This window comes from Pedobacter sp. Bi27, from assembly GCF_918698255.1.
Taxonomy (GTDB): Bacteria; Bacteroidota; Bacteroidia; order Sphingobacteriales; family Sphingobacteriaceae; genus Pedobacter.
This window is the reverse complement of sequence record NZ_CAKKMW010000002.1, coordinates 864,125-878,063: the sequence shown is the minus strand read 5'-3', so window position 1 is coordinate 878,063 and position 13,939 is coordinate 864,125. Positions and strand designations below refer to the sequence as shown.

Genomic DNA, 13,939 nt, shown 5'->3' with positions numbered 1-13,939 from the left:
TTAAGAAAGAACTAAATGATAAATACGTGTTTTTTTGCCGTTAACCACTCCTGTGCCGCTCGCATAGGCATCAGAATTAGCTGTTGTGGCTTGCTTCTTAAATGCTGAACCAGAAATGAAGTTTTTATCAACAACACTGGCTTTTACAGTCCCATTAAGTGTTTTGCTTTTCGCATTTACAAAACGATATACATTGCCATCAACAACTGCCTGACCTTTATCGTCTATTTTTACCTGGTTAAAATTGAAACTTGCGGTTAGACCACCAACCGAAAAACCAGCATCCTGAACCTTTTTGCGAACCAGATCAAGATTGATATTGGCATCTTTCTTAAAAGTTAAAACGAAGATATTTTTGTTCAGATCGGGTTTTACGCTACTGATAAAGTTTAGCGTTTCTAACGATTTTTGCGTTGCGTTAGAACACATGGAACAGGTTAAACCGGTTACCTGTAAATCGGCTGTAGATATTTGTTGTGCCGAAGCCTTAACGGCAAAAAATAGCATAATGATGCTGAATATTTTTATTGTTTTCATGATTTTTTTGAATTAGAATTTAAGAAAATGTCACATTGAGCCTGTCGAAATGCAAAACGATGCATTGACGAGCCGATGTTTAAAATCCTAATTCCTAAAAATACAATTGAAAATATGCAAGGCAACCCGCGAGGAGAGTGGAGGAGCTTTATTCGATATTTTACTGAAAAACTGCGGGGTAATATTAGTAAGAAATTCTAAAACAGGTGGATGAAGAAAAAGCTGGATCGAAAACAACTTAGGTATTTGTACTTGTGCCGCTGTTTGGTGACTATCTTTAACTTTTACCGTTACCTGCGTATTTTTGCAGCAACCATCATTTTTCTTTTCTGCAGGAATGTCTTTGCAGAATTTGCAGGAAACCTCATTGCTGAAAAGTTTAACGTTTTCTAATTTGCCTCCACAGAAATGGAGACTTAAAGCCAAACCCATAACACTAACTGCATAGAATACAGCCAAAGAAAGTGCTATTTTTTGTTTTAACTTCATTAATACAAAGGTAAAGGAAAAAATATCGAATAATGCCGGTAATTATTTATTGAATTTCATTTTTTAGCTTACTTTAGCCTTAAACACCAATTAAATGAAGAAAATATTATTATTCCTCTGCACCTTTTCGATACTTTCAGCTTTTGCCGCAAAGCCCAAAAATCAATATGTACGCATTAAAACCGAATTTGGAGAATGCATTGTTAGGCTATATAATCAAACCCCTTTACACCGCGATAACTTTTTGAAATTAACCAAATCGGGATATTACAACGGTGTTTTATTTCACAGGGTAATTAAAGATTTTATGATTCAGGGTGGTGATCCGGATTCTAAAAATGCCAAGCCAGACTCCTTGTTGGGTGAGGGTGGACCTAAATATACCATTCCGGCAGAGCTTAATGATAGCTTGTTCCACAAAAAAGGCGTTCTGGCTGCGGCCAGAGAAGGTGATGATGTTAATCCGGCCAAAGCATCGAGCGGTAGCCAGTTTTACCTGGTTCAGGGAAAAGTTTTTACCGACCAGCAATTGGACAATGTTGAAGAAAAGCGACTTAAATTCAAAATTCCTGAATGGCAGCGTGAGGTATATAAAACGATAGGTGGCACGCCTCATTTGGATAGAAACTATACCGTTTATGGCGAAATAGTAGTTGGTTTGGATATGGTTGATAGAATAGCTGTTCTGGCAACTGATAAAAACAACCGCCCTAAACAGGATGTGAAGATGGAAGTTACAGTTTTGAAAAGAAGAGCGGCAAAAAAGTTAGAGAAACGACTATTGATTGGTTGATCAAAGATAATCTTCATTTAGATGATAATTTCCCTGGTTGGCGTCATCTCGAGCGGAGTGCAACGTAGTCGAGAGATCTATTGAGGCAGATCTCTCCATTCCACTGCGTTTCAGTCGAGATGACGGTTGCTAATAAATATCATTAATTGGATTACTAAGCATTTATTTAATTAATTTCTAAATTTACCGCCCACAACAATTGAAATTTACTGAATGAAGATTATCTCCTATAACGTTAATGGGATTAGGGCGGCAAGTACCAAAAACTTTTTTGGTTGGCTACAGGCTACGGATGCTGATATGGTCTGCCTGCAAGAAGTAAAAGCCTTGCCATTGCAGATTCCTGAAATTATTGTCCTGATTGAGCAACTTGGCTACCATCATTATTGGTTCCCCGCTGAAAAAAAGGGATATAGTGGGGTGGCAATTCTGACCAGAATTAAACCGAATCATATCGAATTTGGCTGCGGTGAAGAATGGATTGATAAAGAGGGTAGAATTTTAAGGGCAGATTTTGATGATTTTTCTTTAATGAGTCTCTATATGCCATCTGGCTCAAGCGGAGATGAACGTCAGGTTAAAAAGTACGAATTTATGCGGTTTTTTGACGTGTATATTGGGGGATTGCGCAAAGAAATCCCAAATTTAATTGTAAGTGGCGATTATAATATTTGTCATACGTCCATCGATATTCACAACCCAAAATCAAACGCCAATTCATCGGGCTTTTTGCCAGAAGAACGGGAGTGGATGCAGTTATTTTTGGATAATGGTTTTATCGATACTTTCCGTCATTTTAATAAAGACCCACACCATTATACCTGGTGGAGCTACCGTGCCGGTTCGAGAGGAAAGAATTTGGGTTGGCGGATCGATTACCATTTGGCCACCAGGCCTATGGAAAGCCGATTGAAAAATGTTAGAATCTTACCCGACGCAATACATTCAGATCATTGTCCGGTTCTTTTAGAGATCGATTAGGTATTTGGTTAACTGGTTAATTGTTTAAATCGGTTAACTGTAACCAAAACTCAATTAACCAATTTGCACAGTTTAAACAATTAACCTTAATCTAACCAAATGCTAATCATAAATATAAAAGGCCTGGTGGGCTTACATTCTAAAGATAAATTAGTGCTGCGTGGCAGTGAATTAGATTCGTTACCAGTTCTTGAAAATGCCTGGCTTTTAATTGAAGATGATCTGATCAAGGATTTTGGTAAGATGGATTCAATCCCATCTCATATCTCAAATCTCTCCTCCCATGTCTCCGCAGAAGGCAGGTATATTTTCCCTTCATGGTGCGATAGCCATACGCACATTGTTTTTGCTGCTTCGCGCGAGGAAGAATTTGCAATGAAAATCCAAGGCAAAAGCTACGAAGAAATTGCTGCGACGGGTGGCGGGATTCTAAATTCGGCTAATAAACTCAAAAAAGCTTCAGAAGATGAATTGTTTGAAAGCGCATCTGTGCGGTTAAAGCAAATGATCCATCTGGGAACCGGTGCCGTTGAAATTAAAAGCGGATATGGATTAACCAAAGAGAGTGAAATCAAAATGCTCAGGGTGATCCGCAGGCTAAAAAATCAGTTCCCGATTCCTATAAAAGCAACTTTCTTAGCCGCTCACGCTTATCCGGCTGAATTTAAGAACAACCATCAAGGTTACATCGATTTAATTATTAATGAAATGTTACCTCAAATAGCAGAAGAAAAACTGGCTGATTATATTGATGTTTTTTGCGAAAAAGGGTTTTTCTCTGTCGAAGAAACCGATCAGGTATTAAAGGCGGGTGCAAAATATGGATTAAAACCAAAAGTACATGCCAATCAGCTTTCCGTTTCGGGGGCAGTAGAGGTTTCTGTGCAAAATAGCGCCATTTCAGTTGATCACCTCGAAGAAAGTGATGAAGAAACGATCCGAACGTTAAGAAATGCTGATACCATTGTAACATTACTCCCTTCTTGTTCGTTTTACCTAGGTATTCCTTTTGCTGATGCCAAAAGCTTTATAAGAGCTGATTTGCCGGTTGCTTTGGCTACCGATTACAATCCAGGTTCAACACCCTCAGGAAATATGAATTTTGTGGTGTCACTCGCATGCATTAAAATGAAGATGTTTCCTGAACAGGCGATAAATGCTGCAACATTAAATGGTGCGGCAGCAATGGAGATGAGTGAAGATTATGGAAGCATTACCGTTGGTAAAAAAGCGAACCTGTTTATAACCAAACCGATGCCTTCAATTGCCTATTTGCCATATAGTTTTGGTGAAACTCAAATAGAGACAGTTATTTTAAACGGTGAAATTTATAATGGATAACCTTAAAATATATTCGCAGGGCGATATCGACCGTTTAATTATTACTCGTAATGGCGAAACCAAACTGGGTGAAAAAGTTGCTGTCCTATCCTCATGGGATGAACTGGAAGGGGCAAGTGCGAAATTTGTATTGTTGGGGATTCCAGAAGACATAGGCGTGCGTGCAAACTTAGGTATTGCGGGCGCGGCCTCTATGTGGCGGCCAAGTTTGGTGGCTTTTTTAAATACCCAGAGCAACCGCTTTTTAAACGGCGAGGAGGTTTTGGTTTTAGGTCATTTGGAAATCGATGAGCCCGAAGATTCTTCTTTAAAAGGTTTAAGAAACAAAGTAGCGCAGATTGATGAGCTGGTTTATCCCCTAATTGAAAAAATTGTGGCTGCAGGCAAAATACCTATTGTAATTGGTGGTGGTCATAATAATGCCTACCCAATAATTAAGGGTACCTCCTTAGCCTGTAAAGGCCCAATTGATGTATTAAATGTAGATGCGCATGCCGATTTAAGAGAACTGGAAGGTAGGCATAGCGGGAACGGATTTTCTTATGCGTTAAAAGAAAACTACCTGAATAGTTATTTCATGTATGGCTTGCATCAAAACTATAATAATGAGGCTATTTTAAATCAAATAGATACGAACCCAAAGCTTAAGGCTGTGTTTTTTGACGATATTTTAACCGGGGCTGACTTTACTGACCTGGTGAATGAAATAGGTTCAGTTGCGGGTTTGGAAATCGATCTGGACTGCGTTCAAAATGTACTTTCCAGTGCCGAAACACCATCTGGTTTGGCAGTTAACGATATTAGAAAGCTAATTTTGACTAGCGCAAAGAAGTTTTCTTATTTGCACTTAAGTGAAGGCGCAGCCCGAATGTTGGACGGGAGGGTGAGTAGGTTAACCGCTAAACTGGTTGCTTATCTGGTGAGCGATTTTGTTAAAGCACAGAGTTCTTAGGCCTTTTATCCTTAGCCACGGAGGCACAGAACGCACGGATTATTCCTGTGGTGAGTTGTTCGCCAAAGCCGTCATTTCGAGCAGGGTGTAACGTAACCGGGAAATCTGTCTCGAGCTACTTTTGATTTAGATCTCTCCGTTCCAGTCGAGATGACGAAAAATCGGGGAAGGGTGAAGACTTTTTTATAAAGCACCCAGACCAAAAAATTAAAGGCCACTGAACTACTGAGCCCTTACAGGTGCTCAGCTTCGTACTTCTCACCAGCCTTCAGCATTAATTCAATCTGTTTCAGGTCTTCAGCGGTTAATTCCTCCTTTTCCTGTAACTCGAATACCGCAATCATATTGTCTTCGTATTGTTTTTCGGTTTTGATAACGATTTCCTGTGGCATGCTGGTAAGCTTAAAATTTTATGATTTCTGTTGGCGTAATGCAAAAATCCAACCTGATGTCGTGTTCATTTACATCATCGATTTTTTCAATAGCAGGGTACAAAGATAAGCCTATTTTTTGAGCATTTATATCCTGTAAAAAACGATCGTAAAAGCCCTTGCCATAGCCCACCCGGTAGCCTTGTTTATCGAAAGCTAAAAGCGGAATAACAACAAGATCTACTTCGCCCTCATGTAGGTTTCCTTTTTGCGGTTCCAAGATGTTATAAAGGTTTTTCCTTAAATCGCCTACACCTAAATATTCATGATTGGTCATTAAAGCGGTTTCAAAATCGGCTTTAGGTACAATGATTTTAATTTCTGGGTGATTTTTATTAAGCCATTCGATCAGTAAAAAAGTATTGGGCTCCTTTTTTTCTGTAATGGGCAAAAAGATATGGAGGGTTTTGATTTGGCTAAAATCGATCGATTTAAACTCATTTAAGAGGCTTTTGCATAGACTTTCGTATGCTGTATCGCTCAGCGATAACCTTTCTTTTAGCGCTTGCTTTCTGATTTCGGCTTTTAACATAATAACAAAGATAATGTTTTTCAAACCTCGCAGGTTTCGAAAACTCGCTAGGTTTTGTGGCCTAAGATCTAAAGGCTTTGGTTAAATAAACCCGATAGCAGCGTAAAATCCGAAGGTGAGGCACGAGCCAAGGTTTTGAAGCGAATAGCGGGACTGTCGTAGCCCAAGCGCACGAACCTTGCTTTTCTAAAAAATGACCACCTTAGTCATCCTAGTACATCTAAGAAATACTGTTATTTGACATTATGGGTTTAAACCTCACAGGTTTATAAACCAAAAAGCCTCTGAAGAATTCACTTCAAAGGCTTCGATTTATTTTGCTTAAAATTATTTTACACGCTCAACGTACTCGCCGGTACGGGTATCGATTTTAATTTTATCTCCCTGGTTTACGAACATCGGAACTTTCACCTCAACACCGTTTTCTAATGTTGCGGCTTTTAATGCGTTTGTAGACGTATCGCCTTTAACAGCTGGTTCCGAATAGGTAATTTCGAATTCAGCAAAGTTTGGCAATTGAGCCATAATCGCTTCTTCACTTTCCATAGAAACGATGATATTCATGCCTTCCTTTAAGAATTTAATAGCCGAACCGAATAGTGATTTCTCAACGTTAAACTGTTCGTAGTTGTTGTTGTCCATTACTACCAGATAATCACCTTCTTCGTATAAATATTGATAATCATTGGTTTCAACGCGGCAGATTTCTACAGCCTCGTCGGTATTCATACGTGCTTCAACGATTCTGCCCGATTTGATGTTACGGAATTTACCGGTGTAAAATGCTCCGCCTTTTCCTGGTGTACGGTGATTCCATTCGTCAACAGTAACCAGTTCGTTGTTTATGCGAAGAATGTTACCTGTTTTAATTTCTGATGCTTTTGCCATATTGTGTTATCCTAAATTGGATTTATATTTCAGTTTTTCGTGACGGCAAAGGTAAAATTATTTTGATAAAAACCTATAAAGGTTTAAGGTATAAGGCTTAGTGTTTAAGGAAATTTAAACCCTCAACTATGCTATTTTACCCGCTCCATATATTCGCCGGTTTTAGTGTCAACTTTAACCTTATCTCCCTGGTTAATAAATAGAGGCACTCTAATTTCAGCGCCGGTTTCTACAGTGGCATATTTTTGTGCACTGGTAGAGGTATCGCCTTTTACAGCGGGCTCAGAGTAGGTAATTTCTAGCTCTACACTATTAGGGAGCTGTGCAACAATCGGTTCGTCACTTTCAAAAGCGATGGTTACATTCATGCCCTCCTTTAAAAACTTAATTGAGCTTCCGAAAAGCAGCTTGGGGATATTGTACTGCTCAAAAGTATTGTTGTCCATCACCACCAAATAATCGCCGTCTTCATAAAGATATTGATAGTCGTTGGTTTCTACACGACAAATGGTCACCTCTTCATCGGTCCGGAAACGGTATTCTACAATTTTTCCGGTTTTTACATTGCGCATGCGGGCCTGATAAAAAGCCCTTAAATTTCCTGGAGTACGGTGAATGTACTCTTCTACACTTACTAACTCTCCGTTAAAACGAAGCACATTTCCGCTTTTTACTTCTGATGCCTTTGCCATTTTATAATGAAATCTAGTTTTGTTAATTTTTGAGCACCAAAGTTAAAAAAAGGAATGATGATTTTGAAAGGAAAAACCGTAGTTCATTGGTTCAGTAGCCATTAGTTCATTGGTATTGATGCATTCGCATGATGATTCAGATTTTTGTCTTATTGACTATTCACCGAAAAAAATCCCGTATAAAAGAAATGCCTTTGGGAACCACTCCAAAGGCATAATCAACCTAAACCTCAAACTAAACTATGAAAAACTCTTTGCCTTTTACGGGCTATATATTTTGATTCCGAAATACGGAAAATATGATCTTTTACTTGAAGAGATAAATTAAATAATGTTTCTCTTTTTGGTGGTGCAAAGGTAAGTATAATTAGTGAATTACAAAATGTTTCTTAAAAAATTTATTTTTAATACAAATGTATGACAAAACAGACGTTTTGTAGGGAGTGGATTTTGTGTTTAACCTACTTGTAATCAGATATTTGTATCTGATTTGTGCAAAAATCGTATTCCTGTATTTGGTTGGAGCCAATTATCGTTAGGCGGTCCTTTCCAAAATTTTCAATCAGTTCGCGGTACCAATTTATTCCCTGAACGTCTAAATTGCTCGTTGGCTCATCTAAAAATAAAATTGGTGTATCGGTACAACATGCCAAAGCTAGTTTGGTTCTTTGCTTCATTCCCGATGAAAAGTACTTGATTTCTTTGTTCGCTGCTTTTTCTAATCCCAGTATGGTGATCAGCTTTTTTGAATCAAGTCCTGAGGCAAAATTTTTGAACTTAAAATGGAAATCTATACTCTCTCTTAAGGTAAATGTTTCAACCAGTTCGAGATACGGTGCAGCCAGGCTGATGTATTTATAGATATTTTCTACAGAAATCTCTTTGATGTCTGAGAATGAAATTTCTCCTTCCGAAGGAGATAAGCTACCCGTTAAAACGCTTAATAATGTCGATTTACCAGAGCCATTGGGTCCTAATATTGCATAACTATTGCCAGAGGTGAATTCAGTACTTAAATTTCTAAAAATCCATTCCTTATTAAACCTTCTGCCAACATTTTGTAAAGTGATATTCATTTGGTTTAAGCGCTAGGCGTTTGGAGTTTGACGGTGATCGTTTTTACCATGCAAACGCTATTATCGACACCAATGTATTGTCCGTAGTTGGGCGTGATGTGATAACCCACCTTTTGGTAAAGTGCAATGGCTTCCGGCTGTTTTTTGCCTGTTTCTAAAACACATGAAGTAAAACCGAGTTCAGCAGCCCAGATTTCTAATTCATTTAAAACTTTAGCAGCTATACCTTGCTTCCTATAATCCGGATGTACAAACATTCTTTTAACTTCGGCTTCTGTTGCTGAAAAAGGCTTTATAGCGCCACAGCCAACTGGGGCTCCATTTTGATAACCTACAACAACCTCTTTAATGGCATCAACCTTATTAAATTGAGCATAAAAAGAATGATCGTCACCATCTCTAACAGCTAAATCTTTATCCAATAACGCGACCAATGTTCTAAAATCGGCATTGTCTGAATCGGTTCTGATTAGCATTAAATCACTCATGAATATTTATTTTGCTTTAAGCTTTGGTCTTTCTGCTTTAAGCTTAACTGCCCATTCCAAAGCCCTTCATTACACCACGGTTAGAATTACGGATAAAATCTACAATTTCATCACGGATTTCCGTTGGTTTAAATTCGGCTTCGATCATGTCTAAAGCTTTGGTTACGTTATTGTGTTTTACAAAAAGTACACGGTAAATCTCTTGGATTTCGTCAATCTGCTCATTGGTAAAACCTCTTCTGCGCAATCCAACAGAGTTAATTCCTGCATACGAAAGTGGCTCACGGGCTGCTTTTACATAAGGGGGAACATCTTTGCGTACCAATGAACCACCAGTAACGAAAGCATAGGAACCCACTTTAACAAATTGATGTATCGCAACCAAACCTGCCAAAACCACATTGTTTCCAATGGTAATGTGGCCAGCCAAAGTAGTGCTGTTCGAGAAAATACAGTTGTTGCCAACTTCACAATCGTGCGCGATGTGTGAGTACGCCTGAATTAAACAATTGCTACCGATAGTAGTTTTCCATTTATCTTTTGTACCACGGTTAATGGTTACGCATTCGCGGATAGTCGTATTGTCGCCGATTTCTGCAGTGGTAACCTCACCTGCAAATTTTAAATCCTGTGGTTCGCCAGAAATAACAGCACCAGGAAAGATACGGCAGTTTTTGCCGATACGTGCGCCATCCATAATGGTTACGTTCGATCCGATCCAGGTTCCTTCTCCAATTACAACGTCTTTATGTATCACTACAAAGGGTTCGATTACCACGTTTTCGGCAATCTTTGCCTGGGGATGTATGTATGCTAAAGGTTGTATCATTATTGGGCGGGTTCTGCTTGTTTAACTTTTGAAATTTGAGCCATCATTTCGGCTTCGACAACGATTTTTTCGCCAACCATACCTACACCTTTCATCTGGGCAATACCCCTTCTGATTGGTTCAAGTAAATCGCAGCGGAAAACAATAGTATCGCCAGGAAGAACCTGGGCCCTAAAACGTACGTTATCTATTTTTAAGAAATAGGTTAAATAATTTCTAGGATCTGGAACGGTACTTAACACTAAAATACCACCAACCTGAGCCATAGCCTCAATTTGAATTACGCCCGGAAAAACCGGTGCACCAGGAAAGTGACCTTTAAAAAACTCTTCGTTCATGGTTACGTTTTTAACACCTACCACGTGATTTTTAGAAAGTTCTAATATTTTATCAACGAATAAAAATGGCTGGCGGTGAGGCAAAATATCCATAATCTGAACAACGTCATATAATGGTTTTGCACTTGGGTCGTAAACCTTTTGTATTTTTTTGTTTTTCTCTTTTTTAATCGCTGCTTTAATTTTTTTAGCAAAGGCAACGTTTGCTGCATGGCCTGGGCGGGCAGCCATAATATGGCCTTTTAAATGCATGCCAACCAAAGCTAAATCGCCAATCATATCTAATAATTTATGACGGGCAGGCTCATTTTGGTAACGCAATTCCATGTTGTTCAAAATTCCCTGTGGGGCAACATCGATATCTTTACGGTTAAATAATTTGGCCAAATGGCTCAATTCATCTTTGGTAACCTCTTTATCTACAATTACAATGGCGTTATTTAAATCGCCACCTTTAATTAAATTGTGCGATAACTGATATTCCAATTCGTGTAAGAAACAGAAGGTACGGCATGAAGCAATTTCTTTCTTAAACTCTGCAATGGTATTAATGCCAGCATGCTGACTGCCCAAAACAGGAGAATTATAATCGATCATACAGGTAAAACGATAGTCGTCAAGCGGCATTGCCACAATTTCTACCTTTCTATCTTCTTCGGTATAGGTAATGTTATGGGGGATAGTAAAGTACTCGCGATCTGCATTTTGCTCAACTGTACCAACTTCTTCCAGTAAATCAACAAACTGGATAGAGCTCCCGTCCATAATCGGGGTTTCGGGTCCGTCTAATTTAATCAGTACGTTATCGAGGTCCATACCCACTAACGATGCCATTACGTGCTCTACGGTGCTCACGCTGGCGCCATTTTGGGTAAGTGTTGTTCCACGCGAAGTGTCTGTAACGTTATCTGCATCGGCTTCGATAATCGGGTGGCCATCTAAATCAATACGCTGAAATTTAAAGCCATGATTTTCGGGGGCCGGGCAAAATGTTAAAGTAACATTAGCGCCTGTGTGTAAACCAACACCAGATGCTGATATTTCTTGTTTAATCGTTTTTTGTCTAACGTTCATTGTGTATTGTATTCTTTTCCAGTTCAGCTGTGAGCTTTTTCAATTCCTGTTCGAGCGCGTTTATTCTTTTTTCTACATCGGGAAGATGTTTGAAAATTACTGAGGCACGCATCCAGTTGCGTAATGGTTGCGCCGGACTGCCATGCCATTGTTTATTTTCTTCTGTAATATTAAAATTAATACCGGCCTGTGCACCAATCTGAGTGCCCTTAGCTAATGTTAAGTGCCCAGCTATACCAACTTGCCCGCCAACAACACTGTTAGGGCCAATTTTTGTACTTCCTGATATGCCCGACTGTGCGGCTAAAACCGTGTTCTCGCCAATCTCTACATTGTGCGCAATCTGGATCAGGTTATCGATTTTTGCACCTTTTTTTACAATTGTTGACCCCATTGTTGCACGATCTACAGTTGTATTTGCGCCAATTTCTACGTCATCTTCGATTATAACGTTTCCAATCTGGGGGATTTTATTGTAAGTGCCGTCTTTTTGCGGGGCAAAACCAAAACCATCGCTTCCGATAACGGTATTGGAATGAATAACAACCCTGTTGCCGATTATTGAATTGTGATAGATTTTTACACCGGGAAAAAACGTACTGTTTTCGCCGACTTTAGAGTTCGCGCCGATAAAGGTTTGCGCATTTATTTTACAGCCATCTGCAATTTCTACATTTTCGGCTACATAGGCAAAAGCATCTATAAACACGTTTTTGCCAATTTTCGCCGTAGGGTGAACAAATGCAAGTTTATCAATTCCAGATTGTGCAGTCTGGGCATTAACGGCTTCATTATATTTATCCAACAAGATTGTAAAAGCGCTATATGGATTTTCTACACGTATTAATGTACTGGTATAGGGTTGCGTAGGGGCGAAATCCTTTGATACGATAACGACTGAGGCCTGAGTGGAATACAAAAAGTTTTCGTACTTAGGGTTCGAAAGAAAAGACAAAGAGCCTTCCTTTCCGTCTTCTATTTTAGAAAGTTCGGTAACGGCTACATCAGGGTTACCATCAATGGAACCGTTTAGAAACTGACTTATCTGCGTGGCAGTAAATTGCATCGTACAAAGGTATATGTTAAATTGATATGAACAAAAAAACCTGCTCGGGTTAAAGGGTGTATATTTTACACAATAATAAGACTTAAAACGGCACTAAAAGTTAAATATTTTGTTAAATAACCTTAAATCCCTCTGGGGTAACAGAGGATATATTTCTCTACAGTTTTTTGCAGCGACTCGAGATTAGACAAATCAGACGCCTTCGCAATATCAACAATATCGTTATTTTTCATCAAAATCTTGATATTTCCAACCCCTGCGTTATATGCGCGGTTTTGAATCGAATCGGTAAAAACAAAATACCTTGCTTCTTCGGGTTTGATTTCTAATAAATTAACAGCTGCATCCTGTAAAAAATTTACGCGGTCGGGATTGGCCATTTCGTTGCCCATTTCTACCTTATAAAGATTTCTGGAAGTAAGCATTTTACATAACGTAGACAAAATTTTATCGGGATGTTTGGCCCAAACCTTAACTGCTGCATAAATGTCCTGGTCATCCAGGTTGGTAAAATGCTCGAGATTTTCGTGTTGAGAGAAGAAATTGGCCTCGTTGATATCGTTTTTTAAGAAATAATTCAATGATGGTGAAGCAAATAAATCGGCTCCAGCGGCTGATAGTTCTTTTGCACGCTCTAATAGCTTTACCAAAATCATCTCGCCAGCAATAACAGTTTTGTGCAGATAAACCTGCCAGTACATCAGCCGGCGGGCAATTAAAAATTTCTCTATAGAATAAATGCCTTTCTCCTCAATCACCAGATCATCATCGTAAACGTTAAACATTTTAATGATCCGGTCGAAACTGATTACGCCTTCGCTAACGCCTGTAAAAAAGCTGTCGCGGTTTAAATAATCCATTCTATCGAGATCTAACTGACCGGAAATCAGTTGATGAAGAAACTTTTTAGGGTAGGTGCCATTAAAAATTTCGATGGCATGGGTTAACCGCCCGTCAAAGTGCACATTTAAATCGCGCATTAGTTTTGCCGAAATATCTTCGTGCCTAATTCCAGTTACTAAAGAATGTTCTAATGCGTGAGAAAAGGGACCATGGCCGATATCGTGCAGTAAAATAGCCAAAATGGCGGCTTCTTCTTCGCCATCGGTTATGATATGTTCTTTACTTCTTAAAAGATTTATGGCCAAACTCATTAAATGCATGGCCCCTAAAGCATGGTGGAAACGTGTGTGTAATGCACCTGGATAAACCAAATGAGTCATTCCAAGCTGTTTGATGTAACGCAAACGTTGGAAATAAGGATGTGAGATCACATCGTAAACTAATTCGGACGGAATGCTGATGAAACCGTATACCGGGTCATTGATTATTTTCTTCTTGTTCAATCGTTAAAAATAGTTAAATAGATAGATACGGTACAAAAATTGCTATTTTTATTTATAGTTTGATTTACCTGCCAAAATTAAAAGGC

16 protein-coding genes are annotated in these 13,939 nt (G+C 39.0%); 4 read left to right on the top strand and 12 right to left on the bottom strand.

The annotated features are described in order from the left end of the window. The gene (locus LQ227_RS09185; protein WP_230142893.1) at nt 1-537 is read right to left on the bottom strand and encodes a heavy-metal-associated domain-containing protein; all 537 of its coding nucleotides are present in this window, start codon (nt 535-537) and stop codon (nt 1-3) included. Between the two features lie 87 nt (nt 538-624). Then, entirely contained in the window at nt 625-1,026 is a 402-nt protein-coding gene (locus tag LQ227_RS09180) for a hypothetical protein (RefSeq protein WP_230149102.1), read from the bottom strand. Nucleotides 1,027-1,120: 94 nt separating this feature from the next. On the opposite strand from LQ227_RS09180, the gene LQ227_RS09175 reads away from it, so the two are divergent. The 4 genes from LQ227_RS09175 (at nt 1,121) to LQ227_RS09160 (ending at nt 5,093) form a co-directional block, all read left to right on the top strand. Then, on the top strand, nt 1,121-1,819 hold the full coding sequence (locus LQ227_RS09175; RefSeq protein WP_230149101.1) for a peptidylprolyl isomerase: 699 nt from the start codon (nt 1,121-1,123) through the stop codon (nt 1,817-1,819). 213 nt (nt 1,820-2,032) lie between these two features. After that, nucleotides 2,033-2,800: an exodeoxyribonuclease III gene (locus tag LQ227_RS09170; RefSeq protein ID WP_230149100.1), complete on the top strand. Its 768-nt coding sequence runs from the start codon at nt 2,033-2,035 to the stop codon at nt 2,798-2,800. Between the two features lie 99 nt (nt 2,801-2,899). Then, nucleotides 2,900-4,141, top strand: coding sequence for an imidazolonepropionase (gene hutI, locus LQ227_RS09165; RefSeq protein WP_230149099.1), 1,242 nt, complete (start codon nt 2,900-2,902; stop codon nt 4,139-4,141). Beyond that, nucleotides 4,134-5,093: a formimidoylglutamase gene (locus tag LQ227_RS09160; protein ID WP_230149098.1), complete on the top strand. Its 960-nt coding sequence runs from the start codon at nt 4,134-4,136 to the stop codon at nt 5,091-5,093. Before hutI ends, LQ227_RS09160 begins: the two co-directional genes overlap by 8 nt. A 233-nt stretch (nt 5,094-5,326) precedes the next feature. On the opposite strand, the gene LQ227_RS09155 is transcribed toward LQ227_RS09160, so the two are convergent. From LQ227_RS09155 to LQ227_RS09110, 10 genes are all read right to left on the bottom strand, one after another. Further along, nucleotides 5,327-5,485 (bottom strand): hypothetical protein, encoded by a 159-nt coding sequence (locus tag LQ227_RS09155; protein WP_157255332.1) that lies wholly within the window; start codon nt 5,483-5,485, stop codon nt 5,327-5,329. Nucleotides 5,486-5,495: 10 nt separating this feature from the next. Further along, complete coding sequence (locus LQ227_RS09150; RefSeq protein WP_230146644.1) at nt 5,496-6,080, bottom strand: 5-formyltetrahydrofolate cyclo-ligase; 585 nt, start codon at nt 6,078-6,080, stop codon at nt 5,496-5,498. Nucleotides 6,081-6,383: 303 nt separating this feature from the next. Then, a complete protein-coding gene (gene efp, locus LQ227_RS09145) occupies nt 6,384-6,944 on the bottom strand; it encodes an elongation factor P (RefSeq protein WP_029274299.1) in 561 nt (186 codons plus the stop codon). Nucleotides 6,945-7,075: 131 nt separating this feature from the next. Next, a complete protein-coding gene (efp, locus tag LQ227_RS09140) occupies nt 7,076-7,636 on the bottom strand; it encodes an elongation factor P (RefSeq protein ID WP_029274298.1) in 561 nt (186 codons plus the stop codon). A 461-nt stretch (nt 7,637-8,097) separates the two neighbouring features. Beyond that, on the bottom strand, nt 8,098-8,712 hold the full coding sequence (locus LQ227_RS09135; RefSeq protein ID WP_230142881.1) for an ABC transporter ATP-binding protein: 615 nt from the start codon (nt 8,710-8,712) through the stop codon (nt 8,098-8,100). Between the two features lie 5 nt (nt 8,713-8,717). Continuing rightward, on the bottom strand, nt 8,718-9,200 hold the full coding sequence (locus LQ227_RS09130) for a GNAT family N-acetyltransferase (protein WP_230149097.1): 483 nt from the start codon (nt 9,198-9,200) through the stop codon (nt 8,718-8,720). A 43-nt stretch (nt 9,201-9,243) separates the two neighbouring features. Further along, entirely contained in the window at nt 9,244-10,029 is a 786-nt protein-coding gene (gene lpxA / locus LQ227_RS09125; protein WP_029274294.1) for an acyl-ACP--UDP-N-acetylglucosamine O-acyltransferase, read from the bottom strand. Next, a complete protein-coding gene (locus tag LQ227_RS09120; RefSeq protein ID WP_108197090.1) occupies nt 10,029-11,441 on the bottom strand; it encodes a bifunctional UDP-3-O-[3-hydroxymyristoyl] N-acetylglucosamine deacetylase/3-hydroxyacyl-ACP dehydratase in 1,413 nt (470 codons plus the stop codon). The genes lpxA and LQ227_RS09120 overlap by 1 nt, the downstream gene beginning before the upstream one ends. Then, entirely contained in the window at nt 11,431-12,507 is a 1,077-nt protein-coding gene (gene lpxD, locus LQ227_RS09115) for a UDP-3-O-(3-hydroxymyristoyl)glucosamine N-acyltransferase (RefSeq protein WP_029274292.1), read from the bottom strand. The genes LQ227_RS09120 and lpxD overlap by 11 nt, the downstream gene beginning before the upstream one ends. A 122-nt stretch (nt 12,508-12,629) precedes the next feature. Next, nucleotides 12,630-13,853 carry an HD domain-containing protein gene (locus LQ227_RS09110; RefSeq protein ID WP_230149095.1) on the bottom strand — a complete coding sequence of 408 codons (1,224 nt, stop codon included), beginning with the start codon at nt 13,851-13,853 and terminating at the stop codon, nt 12,630-12,632. Nucleotides 13,854-13,939 lie beyond the last annotated feature (86 nt).